General features: G+C 37.2%; 29 protein-coding genes. 10 read left to right on the forward strand and 19 right to left on the reverse strand.

Annotated features, from left to right (window positions below; translation table 11 throughout):
• The first annotated feature begins 408 nt into the window (after window positions 1-408).
• Window positions 409-708 (forward strand): hypothetical protein, encoded by a 300-nt coding sequence (locus tag M3627_RS11885; RefSeq protein ID WP_251555789.1) that lies wholly within the window; start codon window positions 409-411, stop codon window positions 706-708.
• Between the two features lie 95 nt (window positions 709-803).
• On the opposite strand, the gene M3627_RS11890 is transcribed toward M3627_RS11885, so the two are convergent.
• The 7 genes from M3627_RS11890 to hprK all read right to left on the reverse strand — a co-directional run bounded on the left by M3627_RS11890 (window position 804) and on the right by hprK (window position 5,934).
• Entirely contained in the window at window positions 804-1,430 is a 627-nt protein-coding gene (locus M3627_RS11890; protein ID WP_251555791.1) for a nitroreductase family protein, read from the reverse strand.
• A gap of 33 nt (window positions 1,431-1,463) precedes the next feature.
• Window positions 1,464-1,886, reverse strand: a complete 423-nt coding sequence (locus tag M3627_RS11895; RefSeq protein ID WP_169359719.1) for a MarR family winged helix-turn-helix transcriptional regulator — start codon at window positions 1,884-1,886, stop codon at window positions 1,464-1,466.
• A gap of 159 nt (window positions 1,887-2,045) precedes the next feature.
• Window positions 2,046-2,555, reverse strand: a complete 510-nt coding sequence (locus M3627_RS11900) for an acyltransferase (RefSeq protein WP_169359720.1) — start codon at window positions 2,553-2,555, stop codon at window positions 2,046-2,048.
• Window positions 2,552-3,208, reverse strand: a complete 657-nt coding sequence (gene ppaX, locus M3627_RS11905; RefSeq protein WP_251555793.1) for a pyrophosphatase PpaX — start codon at window positions 3,206-3,208, stop codon at window positions 2,552-2,554. The genes M3627_RS11900 and ppaX overlap by 4 nt, the downstream gene beginning before the upstream one ends.
• Complete coding sequence (locus M3627_RS11910; RefSeq protein ID WP_251555869.1) at window positions 3,205-4,143, reverse strand: nucleoside recognition domain-containing protein; 939 nt, start codon at window positions 4,141-4,143, stop codon at window positions 3,205-3,207. Before M3627_RS11910 ends, ppaX begins: the two co-directional genes overlap by 4 nt.
• A 23-nt stretch (window positions 4,144-4,166) precedes the next feature.
• Window positions 4,167-4,976: a prolipoprotein diacylglyceryl transferase gene (gene lgt, locus M3627_RS11915; protein ID WP_169359722.1), complete on the reverse strand. Its 810-nt coding sequence runs from the start codon at window positions 4,974-4,976 to the stop codon at window positions 4,167-4,169.
• A gap of 28 nt (window positions 4,977-5,004) precedes the next feature.
• The gene (gene hprK, locus M3627_RS11920) at window positions 5,005-5,934 is read right to left on the reverse strand and encodes an HPr(Ser) kinase/phosphatase (RefSeq protein WP_169359723.1); all 930 of its coding nucleotides are present in this window, start codon (window positions 5,932-5,934) and stop codon (window positions 5,005-5,007) included.
• 117 nt (window positions 5,935-6,051) lie between these two features.
• Here hprK and M3627_RS11925 point away from each other — a divergent pair, with 117 nt between their 5' ends.
• The 4 genes from M3627_RS11925 to catA all read left to right on the forward strand — a co-directional run bounded on the left by M3627_RS11925 (window position 6,052) and on the right by catA (window position 8,385).
• A complete protein-coding gene (locus M3627_RS11925) occupies window positions 6,052-6,615 on the forward strand; it encodes an N-acetylmuramoyl-L-alanine amidase (RefSeq protein WP_251555795.1) in 564 nt (187 codons plus the stop codon).
• Window positions 6,616-6,796: 181 nt separating this feature from the next.
• Entirely contained in the window at window positions 6,797-7,174 is a 378-nt protein-coding gene (locus M3627_RS11930) for a peptidylprolyl isomerase (RefSeq protein WP_251555796.1), read from the forward strand.
• 110 nt (window positions 7,175-7,284) lie between these two features.
• Window positions 7,285-7,497, forward strand: coding sequence for a hypothetical protein (locus M3627_RS11935; protein WP_251555797.1), 213 nt, complete (start codon window positions 7,285-7,287; stop codon window positions 7,495-7,497).
• Window positions 7,498-7,734: 237 nt separating this feature from the next.
• Window positions 7,735-8,385: a type A chloramphenicol O-acetyltransferase gene (catA, locus tag M3627_RS11940; protein ID WP_169359726.1), complete on the forward strand. Its 651-nt coding sequence runs from the start codon at window positions 7,735-7,737 to the stop codon at window positions 8,383-8,385.
• A gap of 64 nt (window positions 8,386-8,449) precedes the next feature.
• Here catA and M3627_RS11945 read toward each other — a convergent pair whose 3' ends face one another.
• From M3627_RS11945 to M3627_RS11960, 4 genes are all read right to left on the reverse strand, one after another.
• Window positions 8,450-9,571: a DUF4097 family beta strand repeat-containing protein gene (locus tag M3627_RS11945; RefSeq protein WP_251555798.1), complete on the reverse strand. Its 1,122-nt coding sequence runs from the start codon at window positions 9,569-9,571 to the stop codon at window positions 8,450-8,452.
• A 101-nt stretch (window positions 9,572-9,672) separates the two neighbouring features.
• Window positions 9,673-12,543, reverse strand: a complete 2,871-nt coding sequence (gene uvrA, locus M3627_RS11950; protein ID WP_169359728.1) for an excinuclease ABC subunit UvrA — start codon at window positions 12,541-12,543, stop codon at window positions 9,673-9,675.
• Window positions 12,544-12,549: 6 nt separating this feature from the next.
• A complete protein-coding gene (gene uvrB / locus M3627_RS11955; RefSeq protein WP_251555801.1) occupies window positions 12,550-14,532 on the reverse strand; it encodes an excinuclease ABC subunit UvrB in 1,983 nt (660 codons plus the stop codon).
• Between the two features lie 496 nt (window positions 14,533-15,028).
• Window positions 15,029-15,259, reverse strand: coding sequence for an IDEAL domain-containing protein (locus tag M3627_RS11960; RefSeq protein ID WP_169359730.1), 231 nt, complete (start codon window positions 15,257-15,259; stop codon window positions 15,029-15,031).
• A gap of 213 nt (window positions 15,260-15,472) precedes the next feature.
• Here M3627_RS11960 and M3627_RS11965 point away from each other — a divergent pair, with 213 nt between their 5' ends.
• Window positions 15,473-15,982, forward strand: a complete 510-nt coding sequence (locus M3627_RS11965) for a competence protein ComK (protein WP_251555870.1) — start codon at window positions 15,473-15,475, stop codon at window positions 15,980-15,982.
• Here M3627_RS11965 and M3627_RS11970 read toward each other — a convergent pair whose 3' ends face one another.
• Together M3627_RS11970 and M3627_RS11975 are read right to left on the reverse strand one after the other, a co-directional pair.
• A complete protein-coding gene (locus M3627_RS11970) occupies window positions 15,983-16,336 on the reverse strand; it encodes a YhjD family protein (RefSeq protein ID WP_169359731.1) in 354 nt (117 codons plus the stop codon). It lies immediately after the preceding gene.
• A 122-nt stretch (window positions 16,337-16,458) separates the two neighbouring features.
• The gene (locus M3627_RS11975) at window positions 16,459-17,691 is read right to left on the reverse strand and encodes an EAL and HDOD domain-containing protein (RefSeq protein WP_169359732.1); all 1,233 of its coding nucleotides are present in this window, start codon (window positions 17,689-17,691) and stop codon (window positions 16,459-16,461) included.
• 150 nt (window positions 17,692-17,841) lie between these two features.
• Here M3627_RS11975 and M3627_RS11980 point away from each other — a divergent pair, with 150 nt between their 5' ends.
• Complete coding sequence (locus tag M3627_RS11980; RefSeq protein WP_169359733.1) at window positions 17,842-18,618, forward strand: enoyl-CoA hydratase-related protein; 777 nt, start codon at window positions 17,842-17,844, stop codon at window positions 18,616-18,618.
• Between the two features lie 556 nt (window positions 18,619-19,174).
• Here the strand turns inward: M3627_RS11980 and M3627_RS11985 are convergent.
• The 6 genes from M3627_RS11985 to M3627_RS12010 all read right to left on the reverse strand — a co-directional run bounded on the left by M3627_RS11985 (window position 19,175) and on the right by M3627_RS12010 (window position 22,287).
• Window positions 19,175-19,600: a hypothetical protein gene (locus M3627_RS11985; protein ID WP_251555802.1), complete on the reverse strand. Its 426-nt coding sequence runs from the start codon at window positions 19,598-19,600 to the stop codon at window positions 19,175-19,177.
• 140 nt (window positions 19,601-19,740) lie between these two features.
• Window positions 19,741-20,214: a GNAT family N-acetyltransferase gene (locus M3627_RS11990; RefSeq protein WP_251555804.1), complete on the reverse strand. Its 474-nt coding sequence runs from the start codon at window positions 20,212-20,214 to the stop codon at window positions 19,741-19,743.
• The gene (locus M3627_RS11995) at window positions 20,211-20,534 is read right to left on the reverse strand and encodes a hypothetical protein (RefSeq protein WP_251555806.1); all 324 of its coding nucleotides are present in this window, start codon (window positions 20,532-20,534) and stop codon (window positions 20,211-20,213) included. The genes M3627_RS11990 and M3627_RS11995 overlap by 4 nt, the downstream gene beginning before the upstream one ends.
• Window positions 20,521-20,706 (reverse strand): hypothetical protein, encoded by a 186-nt coding sequence (locus M3627_RS12000; protein ID WP_251555807.1) that lies wholly within the window; start codon window positions 20,704-20,706, stop codon window positions 20,521-20,523. The genes M3627_RS11995 and M3627_RS12000 overlap by 14 nt, the downstream gene beginning before the upstream one ends.
• Window positions 20,703-21,260, reverse strand: a complete 558-nt coding sequence (locus tag M3627_RS12005; RefSeq protein ID WP_251555808.1) for a GNAT family N-acetyltransferase — start codon at window positions 21,258-21,260, stop codon at window positions 20,703-20,705. Before M3627_RS12005 ends, M3627_RS12000 begins: the two co-directional genes overlap by 4 nt.
• 4 nt (window positions 21,261-21,264) lie before the next feature.
• On the reverse strand, window positions 21,265-22,287 hold the full coding sequence (locus M3627_RS12010; protein ID WP_251555809.1) for a serine hydrolase domain-containing protein: 1,023 nt from the start codon (window positions 22,285-22,287) through the stop codon (window positions 21,265-21,267).
• A 100-nt stretch (window positions 22,288-22,387) separates the two neighbouring features.
• On the opposite strand from M3627_RS12010, the gene M3627_RS12015 reads away from it, so the two are divergent.
• The 3 genes from M3627_RS12015 to M3627_RS12025 are packed head-to-tail and all read left to right on the forward strand — an operon-like array spanning window position 22,388 to window position 25,481.
• A complete protein-coding gene (locus tag M3627_RS12015) occupies window positions 22,388-23,290 on the forward strand; it encodes a DoxX-like family protein (protein ID WP_251555812.1) in 903 nt (300 codons plus the stop codon).
• Window positions 23,291-23,302: 12 nt separating this feature from the next.
• The gene (locus M3627_RS12020) at window positions 23,303-23,914 is read left to right on the forward strand and encodes a DUF4166 domain-containing protein (protein ID WP_251555815.1); all 612 of its coding nucleotides are present in this window, start codon (window positions 23,303-23,305) and stop codon (window positions 23,912-23,914) included.
• Window positions 23,904-25,481 (forward strand): YndJ family protein, encoded by a 1,578-nt coding sequence (locus tag M3627_RS12025; protein WP_251555817.1) that lies wholly within the window; start codon window positions 23,904-23,906, stop codon window positions 25,479-25,481. The genes M3627_RS12020 and M3627_RS12025 overlap by 11 nt, the downstream gene beginning before the upstream one ends.
• Window positions 25,482-25,517: the final 36 nt, after the last annotated feature.

Genomic DNA, 25,517 nt, shown 5'->3' on the forward strand with positions numbered 1-25,517 from the left:
CTTAACTCGTTTTCCGCAACACTTTTGTATTTCGCGCAACACTTCTACCCGTTTCTGCAACACTTTAATTTCGTGCAACACTTTTGAATTTCGCGCAACACTTCTACTCGTTTCTGCAACACTTTAATTTCGTGCAACACTTAACCCGTTTTCCGCAATACTTTTGAATTTGGCGCAACACTTCTACCCGTTTCCGCAACACTTTCTATTTTGACGCAACACTTTTCCTCGTCCCGGACATTTTCACCGCATTCCTCCAAATACTTTTACTTATCCCCAGGGTTTCATTCATTTTAAATGTAAAATTCATCTAAATTCGGAACCTGCACTATTCTCAACCGTATTAAAGTAAAACCACAGTTTAGTTTGGGTGATTTATATTCTTTTATTGTCCGGGGGGAAAACAAAATGATAGGCGAAATCTTCATCTTAATAGTCTTTATGATACCGCTTTATGCCTTCTTCATTTGGACATATAACTACCCTAAAGAAAGCTTTTTATGGGGAAAACGCTGGATGTACGAAGAAGAACCAGAAGTTTCCCCAAAAGTTGTCCGCTATATGAAGTTTGTTTCCATTTTGGCTATGATTGGCACACCTATTGTTTTTATTAGGTATTTTTCAAATCAGTCAGTTTTTAGTCTTTTACTAATAATTTTAATAGGTGTTTTTTTAGCTGGTGCAATCATAATTTTCACAAGAGATTAGCTTAAAACTACAAAAAAACAGTTCCAATCTTACAATAAGTAAAATTGAAACTGTTTTTTCTTATGCGGCCGGCTTTACGCTGCCCTCTTTTTTGTTTAAATATATCTTACTATTTGTTCAAGAGGAAGACGTGAAGATCCATAAGCAGGAGCTGCTGCTTCACCAATTGCAATAAGTAAAATAGGGATTTCATTTTGAGGTAAATTAAATTTCTCCGCAAATTTCACTTTGTCAAATCCGCCCATTGGAACTGTGTCATAGCCCATGTCCTTAGCTAATAGCATGATTTGCATGGATATAAGTCCCGCATCAAAGTGAACAATATTTTTCATGACTTCTTCAGGAAGATTACCGTATAAAGAAAGTGAGCTTTCTATCATGAAATTAGCTATTTCTCTACTCATATAGCCCTTTTCAAAATTTGTATTATAAATTTTTTCTGTATTCTTGTACATTTCTAGGTCACCGAGTACAGCGATAATAGCCGATGATGTCTCTACCTGTTCTTGATTATTAGCGATTGGGCGCAATTCCTTTTTAACCTGGTGATCCTCAATAACTATAAAGCGCCATGGCTGCATATTACTTGAGGAAGGTGCAGTAATTGCTTTTTGTAACAAAGTTTGAAGATCCTCATGTGGAATAACGACATTTTCTTTATATTTACGAACTGATTTTCTTTCATGAATCAATTGGTCGATTGTTGTATGTGTTTTTTGCATATAAGAACCCCTTTTCAAATTTTAATGATTTTTTTAGTTCGTGTTATCAATCAATTTCTTGACTAGTGTTTGAAGCTGTTGAATCTCTTGATCGGTAAATCCATTAAATAATTCGTCTATGAATTCATTTTTACCTAAATCACAGTCTTCCAAAGTAGCGATACCAGTTTCCGTGATTTGGACAATGACTTCTCTATTATTTTGCTTATTACGATTGCGAACGACAAAGTTTTTCTCTTCAAGTATTTTTAAATGTCTTGTGATTGCCCCTTGATCTATTTTCAACGTTTGCTGTAGCTCTATTTGGGAAAGCTGTGCGCGTTCAAATATGGTGTTCAGCATTTCATATCTAGTTAGGCTAATACCTGTCTTCTTTTCAAAGTTTTGAGCTATGCGCCTATCAAGACTTTTAAGCATAAGTAATGTTTGTTTTATTTCTTTAAAGGACTTAGCCATCTTTCCACTCCTAACAGACTGAACTCTTGACCAGTCAACTGTTGATTCGTCAATTATAATTTATTAAAATAATTAATCAAGTATTTTGATTCGCACAAAAAAAACTGACGACCATGTTAGTTAGTAGCTAACAAATAGTCGTACAGTTTTAGTTCATACTTATTTTGCATTGCGCTCTAGCATTTCTTCCTTTGTATAGATAATGCGCATCGGATTGCCTCCAACAAAGCAGCCCTCTGGTACGTCCGCATTTACTAATGTTGCCGCAGAAATAATGGCATCGTTACCGATTGTTACTCCAGGCAAAATCGTAGAATTCGCACCTATTAAAACACGATCTCCGATAATAACATCACCAATTCGGTATTCATCGATTAAATATTCATGTGCTAATATCGTTGTGTTATAGCCGATAATCGTATTGTTCCCCACTTTAATCCTTTCAGGGAACATCACATCGACCATGACCATTAAAGCAAAGGAGGTTTCTTTGCCGACCTCCATACGTAGAAAGGTACGGTAAAAAAAGTTTTTCCAGCTTAAGAAAGGAGAATATCTCGCAGCTTGAATAAAAATAAAGTTTTTAATGACCTTCCAAAACGGAACGGTATCGTATACATGCCAAAGTGAATTCGCACCTTTTACAGGAAATCTCTCTGTTTTCCTCATAGCAGCTGTCCTTTATTAATAGAAAGTAAGTCATTTATATGATGGAGCATGTACGTTGGATTGTATGTGGACAAGAAATCCTCGCCTTTTATAGACCAAGCGACCCCGGCAGTGTCCACTCCAGCATTTTGTCCGCCCACTATATCATGAAAATTATCTCCTATCATAAGGGCATCCTCTTTTGAGACATTCAAATGCTCTAAAGCAAGTAATATTGGTTCTGGATCTGGCTTTGTACGAGAAACATCTTCCAATCCAACAATCGTGTCAAATAATGACTGACACCCCATCAGCTGAAGTCCTCTTTCAATCATTTCTCTTCTTTTAGTCGAAACGATTGCTAGCTTATAGCCGTCATTCTTTAATTTATGAAGCGTTTCGACAACTCCATCGAATGGTGCAACCATTTGGTCATGCTTTTCCAAGTTCCAAGCTCGATATGACAAAATGAGTGATTCCGTTTGCGCGGGATCAATCCCTTCAAAGGTTTCCCGAAGAGAAGGTCCTAAAAAAGGAATGACTGAGTCTCTATCATATTTCCCAGGAAATTTCTCTCCTAAAATATGTAAAAAACTCTCAATAATGAGCTCATTCGTATTAAGCAAAGTTCCATCAAAATCAAAAAGCAAAGCCTTGTATGTTACTTCGTTCATGTCGTAAGCACTTCCTTGGTTTTTTTCTGGTCTGATTTACGCCAAATATAGGCGACAATAATCGTCAAAACAAAAGCCGTGATTAATCGGATGAGCAAGAGCGGTAAAATCGGAATACCTAATGGCACAAAAATTAACGTATCCTCAACGACCGCATGACAGGCCACTAAAAAGATAAAGGCTAACGTTGCATCCTTCTTACTTACTCCATCCTCCTGAACTGCCTGAATCATGACTCCTGCTCCATAAGCTAAACCAATAACTAGACCAGCCACTAGAGTCATCGATGCATTTGGCTGCACCCCAATTACTTTTGTAAAAGGTGCAAGCTTCTCCGAAAACTTTTGTAAATAGTTTCGGTCTTTCAAATACTGAATAATTACCATTAGTGGAATGACGATTAGTGCAAGCTGCAACACACCAAAAGTAGCCTTTTGAAGACCAAGTAATATGATCTCAAGCCAGCCATCTGGTACACTTTGCGTAGCTGTAACTACTCCATACTTAGCCACTTCGCCTCCGCCCTGCCACACTAGGTTAATAATAACTGCCGAAACAATAGCAAGCCCAAAACGGACGAGTAATACGACCCACAGCTTCACTCCAACCTTTAGTGCCACTCCTGTTTCAATGAAAATATTGTGGGAGAACGATAACATGGTTGCTAATATAAATACTTCTTTTACAGTTAACTCTAATGACAAAATTCCTGCTATACCTGCATACAGATTTAAGGCATTACCTAAAACAAGAGGAATAGCCGCTTCCCCTCGCAAGCCAATCAAGCCCATAAATGGTTCTATAAATTGTATAATCCACGGCAAAACAGGCGTATATTGCAAAATAACTACGATTAATGTAATTGGAAAGATAACCTTGCTTAATGTCCATGTTGTCTTTAGACCAGCGGACAATCCCCTTTTAAGAGTTCCCATTTCCATACTCGATCCCATCTTTCTTACTTATCTTGATAACGCACCACTGGCTTAACCATTTTTCTTCTATAAATAAATATAATAACCGCGACTGCAATCGTCACTAGTGATACTACTTGTGCAGTACGCAGATCTCCTATTAAATAAAGACTATCCGTACGCATTCCCTCAATAAAGAAACGTCCCACCGAATACCACGTTAAATAGAAGAGGAACATCTCTCCACGGCGAAGGTTTACCTTACGAAGCAGCAATAGAATAATAACACCAATCAGGTTCCAAACAGACTCATAAAGGAACGTTGGGTGATAATACTTTCCGTCGATATACATTTGCTCTATGATCCAATTAGGAAGGAATAGATTTTCTAAGAAGGTTCTTGTTACCTCTCCTCCATGTGCCTCCTGGTTCATAAAGTTACCCCAACGACCGACTAGCTGACCAATAAGAATACTTGGAGCTAATACGTCCGTAACCTTCCAAAATGAGCTCTTTCTTTTTTTCGTAAAGAAGTAAGCGGTTAAAAACGATCCAATTAAGGCACCGTGAATCGCTATTCCACCCTCCCATATTTTAATAATATTCTCCGGGTGCTGACTATAGATATCCCATTTAAAAATTACATAGTAAATACGCGCACTAATAATAGCGATTGGAACGGCCCAAATTAGTAAATCAGTTAAATAATCAGGGTGAAACCCTCTTTTCACCATTTCACGCTGCCCGACTATAAAAGCAAGCACAATTCCAAACGCAATAATTATTCCGTACCATCTTACTTCTAGCGGCCCTAAGGAAAAAGCGACCGGGTCAATTGCTTGTAGAATATTCATAAAAACTCCTTTCCACTATGTACATCATTTAAAATTCTCCATTTTGGCTTATTACATCATCTAGCCGCTTTGCAAAATCCTCCGCTGCATTTACACCCATTCTTTTCAATCGGTGATTCATAGCTGCAACCTCGATGATAACTGCCAAGTTTCGCCCAGGACGGACTGGCACTGTGAGTTTAGTCACTGCGGTGTTGATAATCTCCATCTTCTCTTCCTCGAGACCTAGTCTGTCATAGCTTTTCTTTTCATCCCAGATTTCTAGCTCAATCACAAGCGTAATTCGCTTATAGCTGCGAATGGCACTAGCGCCAAACAACGTCATAATATCTATTATACCTAATCCCCGAATTTCCAAAAGATGCTCTATTAATTTTGGAGCACTTCCTACTAAAGTGTCCTCGCCCTCCTGCCTAATTTCCACGCAATCATCGGCTACTAATCGGTGGCCCCTCTTCACTAGTTCAAGTGCCGTTTCACTCTTACCTACACCACTTTTTCCTGTGATCAGTACACCTACTCCGTAAATATCAACCAATACTCCATGAACGGCAGTAGTCGGAGCTAGCATACTCTCCAAATAATTTGTCAGCAAGCTTGAGAATCTAGTGGTCGGCATACTAGTAGTAAGAACAGGGACTGATTTCTCATTAGATGCTATAATTAGCTCATTAGGAACTTCCATGCCATGGGCAACAATAATAACTGGTGTGTCCTGTGCACAAAGCTTCGTCATCCGATCTGTTCTCTCTTTCGGCTTTAGTAATTCAAAAAAAGAAACCTCTGTTTTCCCCAATAGCTGAATTCGATCGGAAGGATAGTGCATAAAGTAACCAGCCATTTCGATACCAGGTCTTGAAATATCACTGATAGAAATGTGTCGTCCAATACCCTCTTGTCCGCTAACTAAGGACAAATTAAATTTCTCTTGTATATCTTTACTCGTCACATGAGACACATTTCCCACTCCTTTAACCTCTGATAAACTTAGTTCTTATTTTAGCATGAATAAACATTTAATTAGTATCCATTTATCTTTTCTCTACCTATTTATTAATTAAAAGGAGGAAGTTTAATGAAGATTATTTTAGATGCAGGTCATGGCCCTAACACCGCAGGAAAAAGAACGCCAGATGGAAAGATGAAGGAATATGAGTTTAACAGCACAGTCACGAGATTAATAAAGAAGGAGCTAGATCGCTTCGGAATAATAGTAATTTTTAGTCATTCTGACGAAAAAGATGTGCCTTTACGCGAACGAACCTCCCTTGCCAACAAATTAAAAGTGCAAGCATTTATCTCCATCCATGCTAATGCTTATGGTTCAAACTGGAACGATGTTAATGGTATAGAAACCTTCACTTACACAAAGCCTTCTGCCGATTCTGTCATACTTGCCAAGCATATTCAGGAATCTCTCTGCACCGCTGTGGAAAGGAAAGATCGAGGGGTTAAAAAGAAGGATCTAGCTGTTTTACGAGATACGAACATGCCAGCTGTTCTAGTGGAATGCGGATTCATGACTAACCAAGAGGAAGCAAGACTACTACAAACGGATGATTACCGTCTAAAATGTGCTACTGGAATTGCAACAGGCATAAAACTTTGGGTTAAAAAGTTTCAATTAGAAGAGGTATAGGGGGTGCTCCCTATACCTCTTTTTTGTTCAGCCTAAGTGCAACTCAGTAATGCTTTTTAAAATTTCTACTTATTGTTAGTTGGTTTCTAACAATAGAGATTAGCAATTGAGCATATGGAAAATTTATCTATACATGGAACCTATATTTACTTAGGTCGTATATAATTAAAAGACAGAGGGAGTGAAAGGTTTGAAGAAACTATTTGTATTAGGAATTTTAGCCAGTTTGGTTTTAGCTGCTTGTAGTTCATCCAAATTGAACTTTAGTGAAATTGAGCGTGTTCCGAGTCATGTGCAAGACTTAGTCGACTCCAGCTTAACCCTTCAATCCATCACCAATGATGCAGAGGGTAAATATATTATTTTTCATTCAAGCGGAAATGTTAAGTCAGACTTAGAAACAAAGGGAGATACTGTCACTATAAAGTTCAATGTAACTAATCTGGGTGATGTTGTTAAGCAGCATACCTATTATTTTACATCAGGCCCGAAGCATGATGTGTTAGATGTAACAGTGAATGGTGAATCAATACCTTTTGATAATGCAACAATTGACTAAATCGAATATTTATTTTAATTTTTCCATCCCATTTAGGGTATTCAGCCATCAAATGTGTTTTTTGAATTCCTATTATAGTAATCATTCTTAACAAAGGGGGGTTAGATAAGTTGAATCATGTAATAGCAAAGATTATCTATTTTGTATTTACCATATTTATTTTCACCACACTTTGGAGACTTATGGGCTTATTTTGGAATGCTTTTGTGCCTTGGAATGTTCAAACCGATCTATTAACCATCTTTGTTGTAACTCCGGTGCTAATAGTTGTGTCGTTTATATTATCGAGCCTGTCCTTTAAGGTTATAAGAAGCACTAAATAATATTGCGGTTCCTAAAGTTATTATTGGACTAATGTTACTTGATATAGAGCTTCCCAGTAGAAAATCTGTGCTTTGAAAGTTGTCTCATATATTCGTGACTTTAACCCTAAAAGGATTAATTTCCTGTAGTTTAGTGAAAGAATATCTTTAGTTAATTTTCCTTAAGAGGTGAGGGTGTTGGCGAAGGCAGACCAATTAACCTTCTAAAAAACACACATTGTATAGGAGGTTAATCAAATGAAATTTAATATAATTGATAGAGAGAATTGGGAGAGAAAAGAATACTTTGATCATTTTATTAGTCAACAATGTACTTTTAGCATAACAACAAATATTAACATCACAGCATTGCTAACACAGCTTCAGAATAAGGGATTTAAATTATATCCCGCATTTATTTACATGGTCACCCGTACAGTAAATTCGCATAAAGAATTTAGATTTAGCTTTAATGAGGAGGGAATCTTGGGATACTGGAATGAAATGATTCCAAGTTATACAATTTTCCATCAGGATAGCAAGACATTCTCAAGCATATGGACTGTGTTTTCTAATGAATTTAGTGCCTTTTATAAGAGCTGCCAAGAGGATATACAGCAATATACGAATGTTAAGAAACTGGAATCAAAAGATAATGTACCAACAAACAATTTTAATATATCAAGTATTCCATGGGTTTCTTTTACTGGTTTTAACCTTAATATGAATAATGACAACGACTATTTATTACCTATAATTACAGGTGGAAAATATTTTCACCAGAACGGTCAAACATTGTTGCCTATTACCCTACAAATTCATCATGCAGTTTGTGATGGATACCACGCAAGTCTATTTTTTGAGGAGTTACAGAAATTAGCTAATAATTGTCATGATTGGCTGCCTTAAAGATTAATAGTAAAAATGAATCCATTAAAAAAGACCAAATCCTAATCGATTTGGTCTTTCTTTTTTATGCTTCTGTTGTATATCTTACTACTACGGATCCTGTTTTAGCGTCTCCATATATTCTTAACGGCTCTTTTTCAGAGTCAACAACCTTTGTGAAAGCAACACGTTTATTGAGCACTTGCTCTGACTGATTTATTTGAGTTACATCTGTAAGCTGTACATCGATACGACCTAGCTGAGTAGTAGTCTCACCTTTTAAGGAAATATCTTTAGGCACATAGATTTCTACCGTGCCAGCTACAGCTGTCCCTTCAATTTTACGAGCCTCTTTGTCTTTCGTTGTTAAAATAACATGTCCACTAACGGATGAACCTTCAATTTCCTTCAGTTTACCATCTACATAAATGCGGCCATTCATTGTTTCTACTTCTACAGTATCACCTTCGACATGTTGAAGCTGAACAGAGCCATTTACTGTTTCTATATCTGCACGATGGAACTTACTGTTTTCTAATTCAACCTTACCATTTGTTGTTTTAATCTTGAATGTATTAGCCTCTAGATTTTGTGCTACAAAATCACCGTTAAACAAACGAGCAGATATATGGTTATACTCTTTTTCTGGAACAAACAAAGCTACTTGTACGGAAATAGTTTTCATATCGCTATATACGCGTAGCTTGTTTCCTTCAGTAGTAAATATAAACTCTTCTTGGAATCTCTTTCTTGCCTCTTCCTCTGTAGAGTTCTTAAAGGATTTGACTTTCACCGTAGCATGAGCAAATGGCTCCTCCGATGGAAAGATGTTCACTTTACCATTTGTAAGGTTAATCGAGATATCGTCAAATTGCACATCTTGTTTTACAAACTTCTCTTCAAAAGTAACAGGATCATTGAATTTCATTTCAAACTCGAAATCCTTCATTTTATCTACAGTCCCTTGCATGAACTGCATAAAACGATCTCCTACCATTGTAAAATCACGTTTTAAGTCCTCGATAAAATCTGCGCTACCTTGTTTGACTTGCTCTGTTTTTTTCTCTTCTTCAAACTTTTGAGTATTTACTGGGGGAGTTACAATTGTTGCTTGCTTACCTAGCTCTTCTAAAAGTGCCAGTGCTTCCTGTGCAGTAATCGTGCCGTTTTCAACCATATCCAAAATACGTTTACGCTCTTCTTGCATAGTTAAAGGCCTCCTCATAAATTTAAAAGTATATTACAAATATCTTCCTACTAGTTATACGTTCTGTGAGCCAAAAGGTTTCACTTACGTTTCTTTAGGCTTTAACTTTTTGTTGTTGCTTTATTAATGCCTTCTTCCATTCTTTTACGATCTCGCTCTAAAATAGGCTTTAAATAGTTTCCAGTATAAGACCCTTTTGCTTCTGCAATTTTCTCGGGTGTCCCTGTTGCTAAAATGGTTCCGCCCTTGTCTCCACCCTCAGGCCCCAGATCGATTAAGTGATCTGCCGTCTTAATCACATCTAGGTTATGCTCAATCACTAAAACTGTGTCTCCATTTTCAACTAAGCGCTGTAAAACGCCAAGCAGTCTCGCTATATCATCTACATGTAATCCAGTAGTTGGTTCGTCTAGAATATAAAATGACTTACCATTAGAACGCTTATGCAGCTCCGATGCCAGCTTCACTCGTTGTGCTTCTCCACCTGAAAGAGTAGTAGCTGGTTGTCCCAGCTCCATGTATCCCAAACCTACATCAAAGATCGTTTGGATCTTGCGACTTATTTTTGGATGGTTTTCAAAGAATGCTAAAGCATCCTCAACCGTCATCTTCAAAATGTCTGCAATACTTTTTCCTTTATACAATACTTCAAGTGTTTCACGGTTGTATCGTTTTCCATGACAAACCTCACAAGGCACGTAGACATCTGGTAAAAAGTGCATCTCTATTTTGATAATACCGTCTCCGCGACAGGCTTCACAGCGTCCTCCTTTTATATTGAAGCTAAAGCGCCCCTTTTTATATCCTCGAATTTTCGCCTCGTTTGTTGAGGCAAAGAGATCTCTTATATCGTCAAATACCCCTGTATAAGTTGCAGGATTCGAACGAGGAGTGCGCCCAATAGGAGACTGATCAATTTCAATTACCTTATCAAGCATTTCAATTCCTTCTATTGTTTTATGTGCACCTGGCTTCGTTCTAGCTCGATTAATTTGATGTGCCAATGATTTATAAAGAATCTCATTCACCAGTGTACTTTTTCCTGATCCGGATACCCCTGTGACTGCTGTAAATACTCCTAACGGGATATCGACACTCACATTCTTCAGGTTATTTTCAGTAGCACCTTTAATCTTGATATAACGGCCATCTGGCTTTCTTCGTTCAATAGGTAACGGAATATACTTTTTGCCACTTAAGTATTGACCAGTTAGTGAATTACTATCTTTCATTACTTCCTCTGGTGTTCCAGCTGCAACAATTTCCCCACCGTGGACACCAGCACCTGGTCCCACATCGATTAAATAGTCTGCTGCCATCATCGTGTCCTCATCGTGCTCAACTACGATTAACGTATTTCCTATATCTCGCATATCCTTGAGTGTTGCAACTAAGCGATCATTGTCCCTTTGGTGGAGACCAATAGAAGGCTCATCCAAAATATAAAGTACACCCGTAAGCCTTGAGCCTATTTGAGTTGCTAATCGAATGCGTTGAGCCTCACCCCCAGATAATGTTCCAGATGCGCGATTAAGCGTCAGGTAATTTAACCCTACATTATCAAGGAAGCTCAGACGTTCATCAATTTCTCTTAAAACTAGTCGAGCTATTTGCATATCCTTCTCTGATAGCTTTAATTCCTTAAAGAACTTATATGCTTCTTCGATGGAAAACTCAGATACTTGCCCGATATGCATAGAATCCACTTTTACTGCCATTGTTTCTTCTTTTAAGCGATAGCCCTTACAAGTAGGACAGTCATGCTCTGCCATATACTTTTCCATTTGTTCACGCGTGTAGTTGGAAGATGTATCTCTATAACGTCTTTCTATGTTTGCAAGCACGCCTTCAAATTGAATTAGATTATCTCTCATTTGGCCGTATTCGTTTTGATAACGGAAACGAATTTTGTCCTTACCCGAGCCGTACATAATTTTGTTCCATTGATCAATTGGTAACTTTTCGACTGGTACATTCATTTTTATTTTGTAATGCTTGCACACTGCCTCTAGTAGCTTCGGATAATATTGAGAGCTAGTTGGCTGCCATGCAACAATGGCGCCTTCTTCTAAAGTTAAGCTTTTATCTGGAACGACTATATCCGGGTCAACCTCTAATTTGACACCTAATCCATCACAATCGTTACATGCCCCAAACGGACTGTTGAATGAAAACATTCTTGGCTCTAGCTCACCAATCGAAAAACCACAAATTGGACATGCATGATGCTCGCTAAACAGCAGCTCCTCTTGCTCCATTACATCTATTAAAACTCGTCCATCTCCAAGTCTCAATGCGGATTCTAAGGAATCGCTTATTCGTGCAGCTATCCCTTCTTTTATTACAATTCGATCGATAACTACTTCAATATTATGCTTCTTATTTTTGTCTAAAGTTATATCGTCATCTAAGTCTATTAAATCTCCATTAATGCGAACACGTACGTATCCTTGCTTTTTCATGTCCTCAAGCAATTTCACATGTGTCCCTTTGCGTCCAGAAACAATCGGGGCAAGAATTTGCATTTTTGTTCTTTCCGGATATTCAATGAGTCTATCAACCATTTGCTCGATTGTTTGGGAGGAAATCTCTATCCCATGTTTTGGACAAATCGGTTTCCCTACGCGAGCATATAATAATCGCATATAATCATAAATCTCCGTAACTGTTGCGACAGTAGATCTTGGATTCTTACTTGTTGTTTTTTGATCGATTGAAATAGCAGGAGACAGACCCTCTATAGAATCCACATCTGGCTTATCCATTTGGCCAAGAAATTGTCTTGCATAGGCTGATAAGGATTCGACATAACGTCTTTGCCCTTCCGCATAGATCGTATCAAAAGCTAATGATGACTTACCAGAACCAGATAAACCTGTCATTACGACAAGCTTATCTCTTGGTATTTTAATACTTATATCTTTTAAATTATTTGTTCGAGCACCTTGAATATTAATTTCTTGGTTTTTCACCAATCATCATCCTTCCAGCTTGAGCTCTAGAATTGCGTCACGTAATTCTGCAGCTCGTTCAAAGTTAAGCGCTTTTGCAGCATCTTTCATCTCTTTTTCGAGTTTGTCTAATAGTTTACCCTTTTCTTCCTTCGTTAAGACTTTTCCGCTAGTTAATTGCTGTACATAGCTTTCTTCGTCTTCTGCCACTTGAGAGGCTCTTATTACTTCTCTAATTTTCTTCTCAATCGTTTTAGGTGTGATGCCATGCTTTTCGTTATATTCCATTTGAATGGTACGACGACGCTGCGTTTCACTAATGGCCTTTGTCATAGAGTCTGTCATTTTATCGGCATACATAATAACTTCACCGTTAGAGTTTCGGGCAGCTCGCCCAATAGTTTGTATTAATGAACGCTCTGAACGCAGGAAGCCTTCTTTATCCGCATCCAAAATAGCGACCAGTGAAACCTCAGGTAAGTCTAATCCTTCTCGCAATAGGTTAATTCCTATCAGGACATCATATGTTCCTAAACGAAGCTCTCGAATAATCTCAATTCGCTCTAATGTTTTTATCTCTGAGTGCAGATATTGTACTTTTATACCAATTTCCTTTAAGTAATCCGTTAAATCCTCGGACATTTTCTTGGTTAAAGTTGTTATTAAGACTCGTTCATTCTTAGCAGATCGTTCATATATTTCATTGATTAAATCATCTATTTGTCCTTCAATCGGCTTCACTGTAATAATAGGATCTAATAATCCCGTAGGTCGGATAATCTGCTCGACCATTTCTGGTGTATGCTCTAATTCGTATGGTCCCGGAGTTGCGGATACATAAATAGCCTGGTTCACATGCCCCTCAAATTCTTGGAAAGTGAGCGGACGGTTATCTAATGCAGAAGGTAACCGGAAACCATGATTTACTAGCACAGATTTCCGCGCCTGGTCTCCATTAAACATTCCTCTAACCTGTGGTAATGAAACGTGGCTTTCATCTACTACCAGTAAGAAATCCTTCGGAAAATAATCTAATAATGTATAAGGGGTTGCTCCCGCTTCTCTTAACGTCAAGTGGCGCGAGTAATTTTCGATCCCTGAACAGAAGCCCATTTCCTCCATCATTTCTAAATCATAATTCGTTCGCTGCTCGAGTCTTTGAGCTTCTAACAATCTATCCTCACTACGAAGAATAGTGAGCTGCTCCTCTAGTTCCTGACGAATATTATTTATGGCTATTTTCATCTTTTCTTCTCGTGTTACGAAGTGGGATGCCGGGAAAATAGCTACATGATCTCGTTCACCCAATATTTCTCCTGTTAACGCATCCACTTCTCGAATCCGATCTATTTCATCACCAAAAAATTCTACCCTTAGACATCTCTCATCACGAGAGGCAGGGAAAATTTCCACTACATCTCCACGAACTCGAAATGTTCCACGAGTAAAATTAATATCGTTTCGTTCATATTGCACATCCACTAGCTTTCTTAACAGTTGGTTTCGATCGATTTCCATGCCAACTCTTAGTGACACGACCATTTCTTTATATTCCTCTGGATTTCCGAGTCCATAAATACAGGAAACAGAAGCGATAATAATGACATCCTTACGTTCAAATAATGAAGAAGTAGCAGAATGTCGTAATTTATCAATTTCTTCATTAATACTAGAATCTTTTTCTATATACGTATCCGTTTGTGGCACATATGCCTCTGGTTGAAAGTAGTCATAATAGCTGACAAAGTATTCTACTGCATTGTTAGGAAAGAATTCCTTGAACTCACTATATAGCTGCCCTGCAAGTGTCTTGTTATGGGCCATGACAAGGGTTGGTTTATTGATTTGTTGGATTACATTTGAAATAGTAAAGGTTTTACCAGTACCTGTGGCCCCTAGTAATGTTTGATGCTTTTTGCCCTCATTTACTCCTTTTACTAGCTCTTTTATTGCTTCTATTTGATCCCCTGCTGGCTCATACGGAGATTGTAAATCAAAAATTTGTTCCATATGTATGCCTCCCGTATTCTTATTAAATTTAGTTTAACATAATCATTTTTCTAACACTATTAAAACGAACATACGTTTTTAAAATAAATTTTCAGAGTAGGTTCAACCTTTGTCGTATCAACGATTTAGTGGTAAAAATCTCTTCCTATCTATTACTACCCTCTTTTACAGAAAAAGCTACATTTTATCTTACAAAATTATAAGAATGTTAGTTTTTTAACATCAAAAGTTATCAAAACTAAAAGCAGTTCAAATTTCACTCATTGTAAAATTTGAACTGCTTTATTTTTATATTTTCTTCATAGCCGTTGTTTTTACTAAGTTCGCCGCCTTAGCTCCGAACTACTGTTTTGAAAGACATTTACCCAAATTAAATGCAAAAAGTGAGATTGCATATCGCAATCTCACTTTTTGGGGGCATGATTAGATTATCTCAGCCCCATCCTCAACATATATTAACTATTAATTCCTCACGAATTCCCGGCCCATTAGCAACTTAATTTTTCAGATGAAGTAACACGTTCGTGTACTCGTTAAATGCTTCTTTATCCTTGCGATCCAATGCCTCGTCAATTAAACCCATTAGCCGAAAACTTCTCTGCTCCCGGTGGACAACATTTAAAAACATATCAAGATAAATCTCGTTTAACAACTTTTCTGCAGAGCTTTCTTTCCCTGTTTGTCCCATTGCTTTCATAAAATCTGTATATGAATATTGTTTGTCCATTTCAATCACCCCGATGCCTTTTTTATATTATATAAAAGCTTAAGGCTAGTTGCAATCATTTTGAGAAAATTTAGATTATACAGTAAATAGAAGTATTTTTTAATTTTTAGATACATTAGCTTGATTTATTTCCAAAATTAACTATAATTTAAATTATAATATACTAAGGAGTGAAATTTTCTGACTAATAAAATTGAAAATAAATCCCATCTTATCTCCTTCGAAACCGCGTTACTTCAACCTTCTGTAGTAAATAACAAAGTTTACACGAAAGTTACTAATTTTTCTGGTGAAACCTCCATGGTAAGTAAAAAGCCATACGAAATCGTTCGTTATTCCTGCTCCTTCTACGGTTCTTCCTTTCAACACGCAGTAAACCTTTCCCGAGAAACGATTGGCAACTATTTTAAGCTACCAATCATACTAGCTCATGACTTTGGATCACCTTGTATATGGATTCCTGTTCTTTCTCCAAAATCAGATTTAAATATATGGTTTTCCTATCAGGCCATCGAAACTTTTTACCCAAATAAAAAGGGATCTACCGTTGTTCTTTCTAATGGGGATACCATTGATGTTCCTGTTTCGCCTAACACTATGAATCGTCAAGTGGCGTATGCCAACATATTAAGCACCCAATTCCTGAAACGAATGAGCCATCTTTTAAACAACGGATATGCCACCTCTAGACAAGCATCTATGCGTAAAAACATTCGCAACTGATTAGGTAATGGTTAAGTACATAGAAAGCAGTTCTTCTACGCGGTTACGAAGACGGACGTTCAGATAACGACGGTGCTCCTCGTACCCTCCATGAAAAAACACGTACTCTGTGAACATATCATCTCCTTCTCCTCTAATCACTTTCATACTATGCCTTCTCATGTAGACATGTGTGTCTTTTAGCTCTTTTTGAACTTGCTTTGCTGCTCCTTCTACGAGAGTCAAATAAGGTCTGTTTAATTTGAATGGGGCTTTTTCAATAATGGTTCGATCCTTTTCCAAGATGGTAAATACCATGGGAAGATAAATCATTTTTTCGAAATATGGAATTGCCTCTTCTGGTATTAAGGGCATCTTCATTCACCTTTCTTTTAAAAGAACATTTGTTCTTATATTTTACAACTTTTAAAAGAAAATGCAATGGAAAGAAAAGAACTTCAATCAAAAAACTGCCAATCCGAAGAATGGCAGTTACATTATTGAGACACTATGTCAGTTGCCCACTTACGAGCTTCCTTATAAAAATTATTAAGACTTGGAAAATCAATTTCTAGATTATTAGCTCCTTCGAGCATATCGTTCCAACGAACTTCATCATAGGCAATGGTTAAATCTAAGAAAGGCTTCATCTCTGTGCTGGACCCAACCAAAGTAGCCGCTACATCATCAGAAAGAGGTAACTCTTTAACTAGCTGATCCATCTTCTTATGTAAGATGGTGTCCATTAGAGAGAACATACCTACTAATAAATATTCAGAGGAATTTGTCAGGTTTTTCTGTTTAGCAAGTAGCTCACAAAATTTAGCTCTAAATAAGGATGCTTCTACAATAGCTAGCCCATCCCCTTTGTAGTTTTGATGTACCTCTCGCAGTAACAAGACATGAAGCCAATGATTAATCTCCTCCAGCCCTAACATTAAAACACCTTGTTTAATCGAGCGAACCTTGGAACGTGGTCGAGCAACTGGAGAATTGACCATTTTTAACACTTTAAAGGTCAAGGAAACGTCTCTCTCTATTTCTAACGCAATTTCATCCATAGAAGCTTCTTCCTTGCGTAAAAGATTGATCAGTCTAATGTATTGCACTACGTTAGCAGGTATATCAGTGGCCTTAATAATTTCAGGCTTAGCAAAGAAGTAGCCTTGGAACAATTTATAGCCAGCAGATTTAGCTTCGTAAAAATCTTCTCGTGTTTCAACCTTTTCAGCTAGCAGTACAATGTTGGGATAGTTGGTTTGGACAATTTTCTCGACCGATTTTCTCTCTTCCACTGTAGTGGCAAGAAAATCTATCTTAATAAAGCTAACTAAGCTAAACAGTTCATCATAATAGTCAACATTTTGTTTTAAAACAAAATCATCCAATGCAAGAAGAAAGCCCATTGCTTTTATTTGTCTAATTTGTTTAATAAGACGGGGAGTTATCGTAATATTTTCTAATATCTCTACCACTATCCTGTTAGATGGGAACTTTCTTAGTACCGCCTTATCCAGAAGGTTTTCAGTGAAATTAATAAAGCATAGCTTATCGCCTGCAATTTCATTTATTCCTATGGTCAGAAATGAATGTGTCAGCACATCAATCGTTGCCATATCCGCATCCACGTCAGGGAAAGAATTGTCTTCATTATTCCTATAAAGCAATTCATATCCATATAATGACTCGTTCATATTAAAAATTGGCTGCCTTGCAATAAAAATCTCCATTTAATTTCCTCATGTTCTTAAGAAATGTAATTGATACTATTGTATCAAAGATAAGGATGAAAAACGACCTATTTTTTCCTTTGATGACAGGATTATCATAAAATGATATGTTTAATAGTGAAGAATTTTAGCGTATTAGGGGGAGAAATAATGGAAACTATTACTTATGAACAACAGGGGAATATTGGAATTGTCACATTAAACCGACCTACAGCTTTGAACGCTTTCAACTATGAAATGTTATGTGAATTAGGAGAAATTGCAGAATCGATCCGTATCAATCCGGACATTAGAGTAGTAATCTTTACTGGATCTGGTGAAAAATCGTTTAGTGTTGGAGCAGATTTGAAAGAACGCCGAACGTTAACTGAACAAAGAGTTAAACGTAATATATATAAAATAGGTGAAGTATTCTCTTTAGTCGAAAGCTTACCTCAGCCAACGATTGCCATGTTAAATGGTTATGCGTTTGGCGGAGGGACAGAGCTAGCGCTTGCATGTGATTTCCGTATTGCAGCAGACGATATACAATTGGGACTAACTGAAACAAGCCTCGCAATTATCCCGGGCGCAGGAGGTACACAACGTTTACCTCGCCTCATTGGGGAATCCAAAGCTTTAGAGTTAATCTTAACTGCTAAACGATTGACGGCTCATGAAGCCTTTACGTATGGACTTTTAACTAAAATTGCGAGTCGAGAAACATTAAAGCAAGAAACGGAAAGCTTCGCAGCACGTATGTTAGCGAACGGACCAATTGCACTTCAACAAGCCAAGTTTGCTGTCAAACAAGGGATGAATGTGGACTTGCAAACTGGATTGCAAATTGAACGTAAGGCGTATGAAATTACGATTCCGACAGAGGATCGAGTAGAAGCCTTGAATGCATTTAGTGAAAAAAGAAAACCTGTTTTTAAGGGGAAATAATTTCAAAAGGAGGATGTTGTGAATAGTTCACAATCATCCTCCTTTTGAAATTTGGCTATTGGACTTAAAATACATATAAAAATGAGCTAGGATATTATCTCCTGGCTCATTTTACTTTGTTATCATTTTTGATTTTATCAACTTAATAATGAATAGAATTAATATTAAAAGCATAAGAAACTGCCCTATATCGAGTAGCCATGTCCCTAAGGAATAGTTTATTGCATACTCTTTTTGATACACCAATAGTTCTTCATTACTTATAAGGTTAACATCTTGTAAAGGAATCAGGATGGTTTGTAATACAAATCCAATTACTATTAAACAAATTGAAATAAATATGAGGATAAAAAGTGTAATATTATTGAATATAAATCCCATCATGTCACCTCATTATTTGCTGTTTGTTACAGGACGTTTTCACCTAATAAAAGTTAGATGACACAACAGAATACATATCTGAGATCAATTTAACATATCGATCATAAAAGTAGATCTTCTAAAGATGGTCATACTTTGCGGGAGCATTTGGTAATTGAAGAAGGGTGTAATCTCGCTATATATACTGATTAAAGTTAGTTTCTATAGGCATTACTGATTTGATGAACGCTATATCCTTTTCGTTAACGTTAGGTGCAAAAAATTCTGTACCCCAATGTTCGGAATGAAAAATAGTAGTGGAATTTTTGCTTAAGAAAATCGAAAACCATTTTATCTTCCCCTCAACATTTACATTGTTGGATAACAAATGGTTAACAATATCTAATGCTTTATTTCCCTTGAAAATAGTTAGATTGTTTTCCATGATTATTTCAAATGAGTCTTCAAGCATTGATTTTGTTTCCTCAATAACAACTTCTTCTTCATTCCAACAATGGATTTCTAAGGTATCTGATTGTGATAAAAAATAGTTCATTAAAGGAACCCAATAATCCATTTTCCCATCTTCGTCAGATATACTAAAATACAGTTGGTATATCATATTACTACCCCCTTTTCATTAATTTTTATATAACACTCCTTAAATTTCTTATTAAACCAATTTACATAAAGTAACCTTTAACTAATATAGCATTAATTTCCATCAATGAATTAGCATATATCAAAAACAACCAAGGAAACTCATTCCTTGGCTGTTTCATAAAGCATTTTAACAAACTCATAGCTCCCACCATTAGTAGTCTGATTAAAAGTCTCAAGCTCTTTAAAGCCTATCTGTTTATACAACGCTATAGCTCGTTTGTTAAAGGTAGCTACGGATAAAGTAATGGCTGCCGGTTTGAACCTACTTTGAGCAAACTGTAAGCCTGCCTTCAAGAAATCGATTCCTTTACCCCTACCCGTTAAATTTGGCTGCATTCCCAGTCCAATATCAAATACTTGAGGCGCTACCAAAGTAAAACTAAAGAACCCTATGAGCTTCTCCTTCTCCATAACGACGTAGTATTCGTCCTTACGACTTACCGGGTCTAGAAATTCCTCCAGGTCTTCCTCGTCTGCTTCCATATTATAAAAGGAATACGGCTCCTCATAGTGCCAGTTATAAGCTATGTCCTCCGCCTGCTCCTGAGTCATCGGTTGAAGTATGTAGCTCAAGCGCTTTCTCTCCTTTTCCCCTGTCTAAAAAAGTAAATAAGAAGATTTAATATACTCAACAGTGTAATAGTAAAAAACATATACAGAGAAGCTGGGTCGCCTGATAAATTAAGCTCATCTACAATAATTCCTTCAAAAAATAAAAGCTGAGCACAAACTACAATAGAAATAATAGAGACAATAGAAATGGTGAAGGCTGTTATCCATTTTGGAGTTTTAAAGAGCACTACCGCTATAAGTAAAATTACAGCTAAAACTAGAAACGTTCTAAAGACTGGTCTCATTAATGTGAACGTACTAAAAGCTTCAATACTGTACATTTGATCCCTCCAATAGAAAAAGAGTAAGGAAAAATAATAGAAAGAATAGAATTACTGCACCCAGTACTTTTTGATTGTGATAATTTTTACCATCTTTTAATTTTTGTAGCAGTGTAATTATATTTAAAAATAACAGCATTCCAAGTGCGGGAATGATTAAAAGCCATATCATTTTTCTTTCCCCTCTTGTATTAACTTACTTACAAGCTCTTCCCTTCTCAAGTCCTTTCCCATAATGACATATGGTCCATCATTTGCAGAAGGAAAGAAATTTTCTTTTACCACTACCCATCCTGATTTTGCATATAAAGCTTGAGCTACTAAATTACTAGCCTTGGTTGTTAATACAGACGTCTTCATCGAGCAATTGTTCACTAATTTTTCTAATAATCTTTTACCTAATCCATTCCCACGATAAGAGGGGTGAACTAATAGCTCTACAAATTCAAAGCAATCTGTTAACCATTCGTTTGCTTCTTCCACGGTTAGTTCCTGCTCCAGAAGTCCTCGGTAATACTGTCCATCCTCTGATTTATAACCATAGGCAAATCCAATGCATTCGTTGGTATCGGTATATGCTACAATTCCAAGAAAACCACCATAATTGGCATGCTTTTGTATTCTTTCGAAGAAGTCATCCTCTTCTTTTTTCCATACTGCTTGATAAAGCATCGCCATTTCCTCTGTCATATGTACGCTATGATCAAATTGCTTAATAATAATCATTCCTTTACCCCTCCTGTAAACTTTTCATTACACTATCTCCAAAGGACCTTATGTCCGCAAGAAAATCATGGTTCTCTGGTGACCCATAGCTATTGACCATCCGAACTGCCACGATTTCGTGTTCAGGTACGACTAGCACTGCAACACCTGTGAATCCTAAAATTTGATACGAGCCACGCGGAACAAATTCTCCAAGCTCCGTTTTACTTGCCGGTAAATCCTTTACAAACCAAAGAAAACCATGCTGAGGCAAATCCTTATCAATTGTACTCGGACTTATAAGGGACGTAGATAGCTGAATAACTTCTTTTGGTATTACTTGCTTGTTATCTATGTATCCCCGCTTTAAATGAAGGTAACCCCAATAGGCTAAATCTCTTGCAGAAGTGAACATATTAATTTGATCGCCCTTTGTACTGTTTGTTGGTATTTGTTTTGGTTGGCCGGACGCATCAATGACCTCTGCAAGCTTAGGTTGAATTTCTGTGTACCAGTCACTCTCCTTCAAGCCAAGTGGTTGAAATACTTTTTCTTTTAGTAACTCTGCTACTGTTTGGCCTGTTGTAACCTTTACTATTTGAGTAAGCAGGTTTATATTAACTTGTCTATAGGCCCAGCTCTCCCCTGGTAAAAACTCTCGAATAACTTTACCTTCTAGCTCCGTTAACCCATGCGTATGTGTCAATAAATGTCTAATTGTAGTTCCACGAAAAACTTCTTCCTCCAAATCCGCAATATATTTTGTCACTTCATCATCTATCGAATCGATATAACCATGATGCACCGCATATGCGACTGCAAATCCTATATAGCTTTTGCGAACAGATGCCACGTGAAACTGGGTATCCTCCTGTACTTCTCTAGCTTCTGGTCTGCTAGATTGAGTGCCCCAATATCTTTCTGCCACAATCTCATCTTTATGAATGACTATAACTGCCGCTCCAGTTGCATAGACAGAGTTATATGTATTTTTTACATGATCAATTACTGGATTAAATCTAGCCTGTATATTTATATTCAGTTGCATTTTTCACCCTCATTTCTTGAGCCTATTTTTTCTCCTCCCTAATTTATTCTTTGTCACTTACATAAAGTCCTTTATGGTAATCTTATAAGGAGGTGAGATAATGAAAAATAAACCAATTTATGTAGAGACTAGTATCTCTAGCGATATGGAAAAGGTATGGGAGGCATCTCAAAATCCCGAGCTACATGAACAATGGGATTTACGTTTTTCTTCTATCACCTATTTACCCAAAAAAGAAAATGAAGCCCAGCTATTTGAATATAAAACGAATATAGGATTTGGATTTAGTATTGCAGGTTGGGGGAAAAGTGTCGGTACCTTTCATGCGAAGGACAACTCTAGAACATCCTCACTGCATTTCGGAACAGACCAAAAAATTTCTCCTATAAAAGAAGGAAAGGGATATTGGAAGTATGAGCCTGAGCAAGAAGGCATTAAATTTTTTACGCAGTATGATTACGAGGTTCGTTTTGGGGCCCTTGGGAAAATGATAGATCGCGTCCTATTTCGCCCGATGATGGGATGGGCCACTGCTCTTAGCTTTGATGTATTTAAGAGGTGGCTCGAAAAAGGTGACACTCCATCCAATCAGTATGTACGATTCTTCAGTCACTGGCTTATTACCATTCTGTTCTTTTTTGTTTGGGTGTATCACGGCCTCGTTCCAAAATTACTATTGATGCATCCCGAGGAAGTATCAATGACCCAAGGCATGCTCCCCTTAACGGTGAACGAAGCTCAAAATATCGTTTCAACAGCAGGTGCTATCGAAATAATATTCGGTCTCCTATGGCTACTATATAGCAATAAGCGAAGATTACTGAAAATCCAAGTCGTTGTTTTTCCATTACTTACACTCTCCACTTTAATAGGAGATGCCACCGTATTTGGTGATCCATTTAACCCCCTTACATTTAACTTAACGCTGTTTGTTCTATCCGTTATCGGATTGCTGGTTAGTAAAGACATTCCAACTGCCAAAAGCTGTAAGCGTTCAAGATAAGGAGTTTTTCATATGTCTATTTATAAAGAAATGCTTGGAGAACAATTCGAGCGACTGCAGCCAAAGCTCAAGCGGCGCTATACTATTTCTTCTGAAAAGGCCTTCCAGGCAACAGGAGTCATGACAAAAATAACTAGTGGTCCGAAATGGTTGTCACCTTTCTTTCGTATAGCCACTCGTTGGAAGTTTTTATTTCCTGAGCAAGGAGAGAATGTACCATTTCAAATCGTAAACAAAGGGAAGCTTGGTCCAAATGGAGAGCAACAGGTCCACTGGGAGAGAACGTTCTTCTTCCCAAACCAAACAAGGCATTTCAATGCGCTGATGAGCTTAGAGAAGGGTAAGCGTGTAGTAAGGGACTATCTTGGGGAGCCGAGCTTGTTCTATTCTGAGCTCGTATTCATCGTCACAGAGGAAGGGCATCTTCAAATTGAATCTAGTAAACAGCGTCTTGTTTTAGGCAAGCTGGAAATCCCCTTACCAAGGCTGTTAAAAGGAAATGTTCTTGTTAAAGAGTGTTATGTAGAAAAGAAAGACGTATTTTCTATTCATGTGTTAATTACTAATCCTTTACTTGGTACATTATTCGAGTATAAAGGGGTGTTTCAAACAGATGACCTATAAAGGAATTGCAATCTCCCACACTATTTTATTTCTCATAGTTGCTGCTTTTAGCGTAGAGCCCTGGTATTTTCTTATGCTATCCGTAGCTCAGATATTATTTGTTCCACTCGTCTTAAAATTAGTTTTGAAAGATGATCATCTGATTTATTACTTTGTCATTCCAGCTGTGATAGCTGTTTCTATTTTACAGATTACCGAAGATTCAAGGATTGATTCCTTGCTCGCACTTATCTATCTACTTTTTACTTTTATCGTTGCCATGGTTGGATTTAAACGTTTTATTAACAGAGGCTTCACCAATATAGAAGAGTTTGCGATTGATATGGGGATGATGTATTTATTCATCGGAGGACTTTGGTTTGTTGCTTCTGTTCTTGAAATAGATACAGGATTTACTCCTATTTTAACGTGGCTGACAGGAATTCACTTTCATTATTCTTCCTTTTTATTGCCTGTTTTTATAGGTTTTTTAGGGAGAGTTTATAAACCTGCCAGCTACCCTTGGCTGACAGCTATCATTTTAATATCTCCTTTAGTCGTTGCAATCGGAATCACTTTTTCTACACTTTTAGAATTTATATCTGTTCTTTTATACATGATCGGCATATATGGCTTTATCGTTCTAGCTATTAAGGCACCATATAAAAACGGCTATCAGAAAAGCCTGATTGTTACTGCCTTTGGAGCTCTAGGTGTAACGATCCTATTCTCCCTTTTGTATGCAACAGGGAATGCGTTTGGTATTTTTGGCATAACGATAGATTTCATGCTTAAGTTTCATGGATTCTTTAATTGCCTAATATTTGCGTTCGTTGGTATTGTCGGCTGGTCCATTTGGACACCACCGGCACGTTATAAAAAGTTGCAGTTTCCTATTAGCAAGATCACAGGTAAAGGAACTGTTGGTGAGAAAATTTTAGATGACTATCACATAAATAAAACCTATATGGGCTTAGTCGATGATATGAGCATTTTTGTAGATAAAGAGTCACTCCCTCCTATGATTAGTAATTTTTATGAGCAAACAATGCATTATCGGCTATTTTCCACTGTTCATTGGCATGCTTGGTTCAAGCCTTTTGCCGCTTTATATAGATTGTTTAGTTCCAGGCTGCAGCAGCTAAATCTACCATTTACCTATAGGGAGATGGAAATGACTGGAGATATAGTAGCTATCGAGGATGGACGTACCAATACAAGAGCTTGGATACGAAAAATTGAAACAAGCACCATCTTTATTGCACTATATTCCATACATACTCGAGACGAGAAAACCTTTATGAATATCTCCCTCCCTTTACCATGGTCGTCTATGGTTGGCATATTAGCATTACAAGAGCAAGATGGAAAGCTGCTCTTAACTAGCAAAAGTGCCTTAGCGTCTGATGCTGGGATTTACTTGGCCTTTAGAGGAACCAACGTTAAGCTTCCTTTGGAGGAGCAATTTCTTTTAGAGGAGAAAAATGAAATTCTAACTGCCAAACATGAGATGCGTATTTTCTGTATTCCATTTTTGACGATTAATTATCGGATTTTTTTAAAGGAAGATAGGAAGGGTGATAATTGAATGTTTGATGAAAAAAGGGAGAGTTCAATTTTAGGG

Source organism: Psychrobacillus sp. MER TA 171, assembly GCF_023713305.1.
Taxonomy (GTDB): Bacteria; Bacillota; Bacilli; order Bacillales_A; family Planococcaceae; genus Psychrobacillus.

Excerpts from the sequence above, each read along its gene's own strand:
- M3627_RS11885 (WP_251555789.1), top strand. The coding sequence starts at position 409 with ATGATAGGCGAAATCTTCATCTTAATAGTCTTTATGATACCGCTTTAT.
- M3627_RS11985 (WP_251555802.1), bottom strand. The coding sequence starts at position 19,600 with ATGATATACCAACTGTATTTTAGTATATCTGACGAAGATGGGAAAATG.
- lgt (WP_169359722.1), bottom strand. The coding sequence starts at position 4,976 with ATGAATATTCTACAAGCAATTGACCCGGTCGCTTTTTCCTTAGGGCCG.
- M3627_RS11945 (WP_251555798.1), bottom strand. The coding sequence starts at position 9,571 with ATGCAAGAAGAGCGTAAACGTATTTTGGATATGGTTGAAAACGGCACG.
- M3627_RS11890 (WP_251555791.1), bottom strand. The coding sequence starts at position 1,430 with ATGCAAAAAACACATACAACAATCGACCAATTGATTCATGAAAGAAAA.
- M3627_RS11970 (WP_169359731.1), bottom strand. The coding sequence starts at position 16,336 with ATGCCCTTAATACCAGAAGAGGCAATTCCATATTTCGAAAAAATGATT.
- uvrB (WP_251555801.1), bottom strand. The coding sequence starts at position 14,532 with ATGGAACAAATTTTTGATTTACAATCTCCGTATGAGCCAGCAGGGGAT.
- M3627_RS11975 (WP_169359732.1), bottom strand. The coding sequence starts at position 17,691 with ATGGAGATTTTTATTGCAAGGCAGCCAATTTTTAATATGAACGAGTCA.
- M3627_RS12000 (WP_251555807.1), bottom strand. The coding sequence starts at position 20,706 with ATGATATGGCTTTTAATCATTCCCGCACTTGGAATGCTGTTATTTTTA.
- M3627_RS11895 (WP_169359719.1), bottom strand. The coding sequence starts at position 1,886 with ATGGCTAAGTCCTTTAAAGAAATAAAACAAACATTACTTATGCTTAAA.
- M3627_RS12015 (WP_251555812.1), top strand. The coding sequence starts at position 22,388 with ATGAAAAATAAACCAATTTATGTAGAGACTAGTATCTCTAGCGATATG.
- M3627_RS11900 (WP_169359720.1), bottom strand. The coding sequence starts at position 2,555 with ATGAGGAAAACAGAGAGATTTCCTGTAAAAGGTGCGAATTCACTTTGG.
- M3627_RS12005 (WP_251555808.1), bottom strand. The coding sequence starts at position 21,260 with ATGATTATTATTAAGCAATTTGATCATAGCGTACATATGACAGAGGAA.
- M3627_RS11980 (WP_169359733.1), top strand. The coding sequence starts at position 17,842 with ATGGAAACTATTACTTATGAACAACAGGGGAATATTGGAATTGTCACA.
- M3627_RS11995 (WP_251555806.1), bottom strand. The coding sequence starts at position 20,534 with ATGTACAGTATTGAAGCTTTTAGTACGTTCACATTAATGAGACCAGTC.
- catA (WP_169359726.1), top strand. The coding sequence starts at position 7,735 with ATGAAATTTAATATAATTGATAGAGAGAATTGGGAGAGAAAAGAATAC.
- M3627_RS12020 (WP_251555815.1), top strand. The coding sequence starts at position 23,303 with ATGTCTATTTATAAAGAAATGCTTGGAGAACAATTCGAGCGACTGCAG.
- M3627_RS11910 (WP_251555869.1), bottom strand. The coding sequence starts at position 4,143 with ATGGGAACTCTTAAAAGGGGATTGTCCGCTGGTCTAAAGACAACATGG.
- M3627_RS11925 (WP_251555795.1), top strand. The coding sequence starts at position 6,052 with ATGAAGATTATTTTAGATGCAGGTCATGGCCCTAACACCGCAGGAAAA.
- ppaX (WP_251555793.1), bottom strand. The coding sequence starts at position 3,208 with ATGAACGAAGTAACATACAAGGCTTTGCTTTTTGATTTTGATGGAACT.
- M3627_RS12010 (WP_251555809.1), bottom strand. The coding sequence starts at position 22,287 with ATGCAACTGAATATAAATATACAGGCTAGATTTAATCCAGTAATTGAT.
- M3627_RS12025 (WP_251555817.1), top strand. The coding sequence starts at position 23,904 with ATGACCTATAAAGGAATTGCAATCTCCCACACTATTTTATTTCTCATA.
- M3627_RS11960 (WP_169359730.1), bottom strand. The coding sequence starts at position 15,259 with ATGGACAAACAATATTCATATACAGATTTTATGAAAGCAATGGGACAA.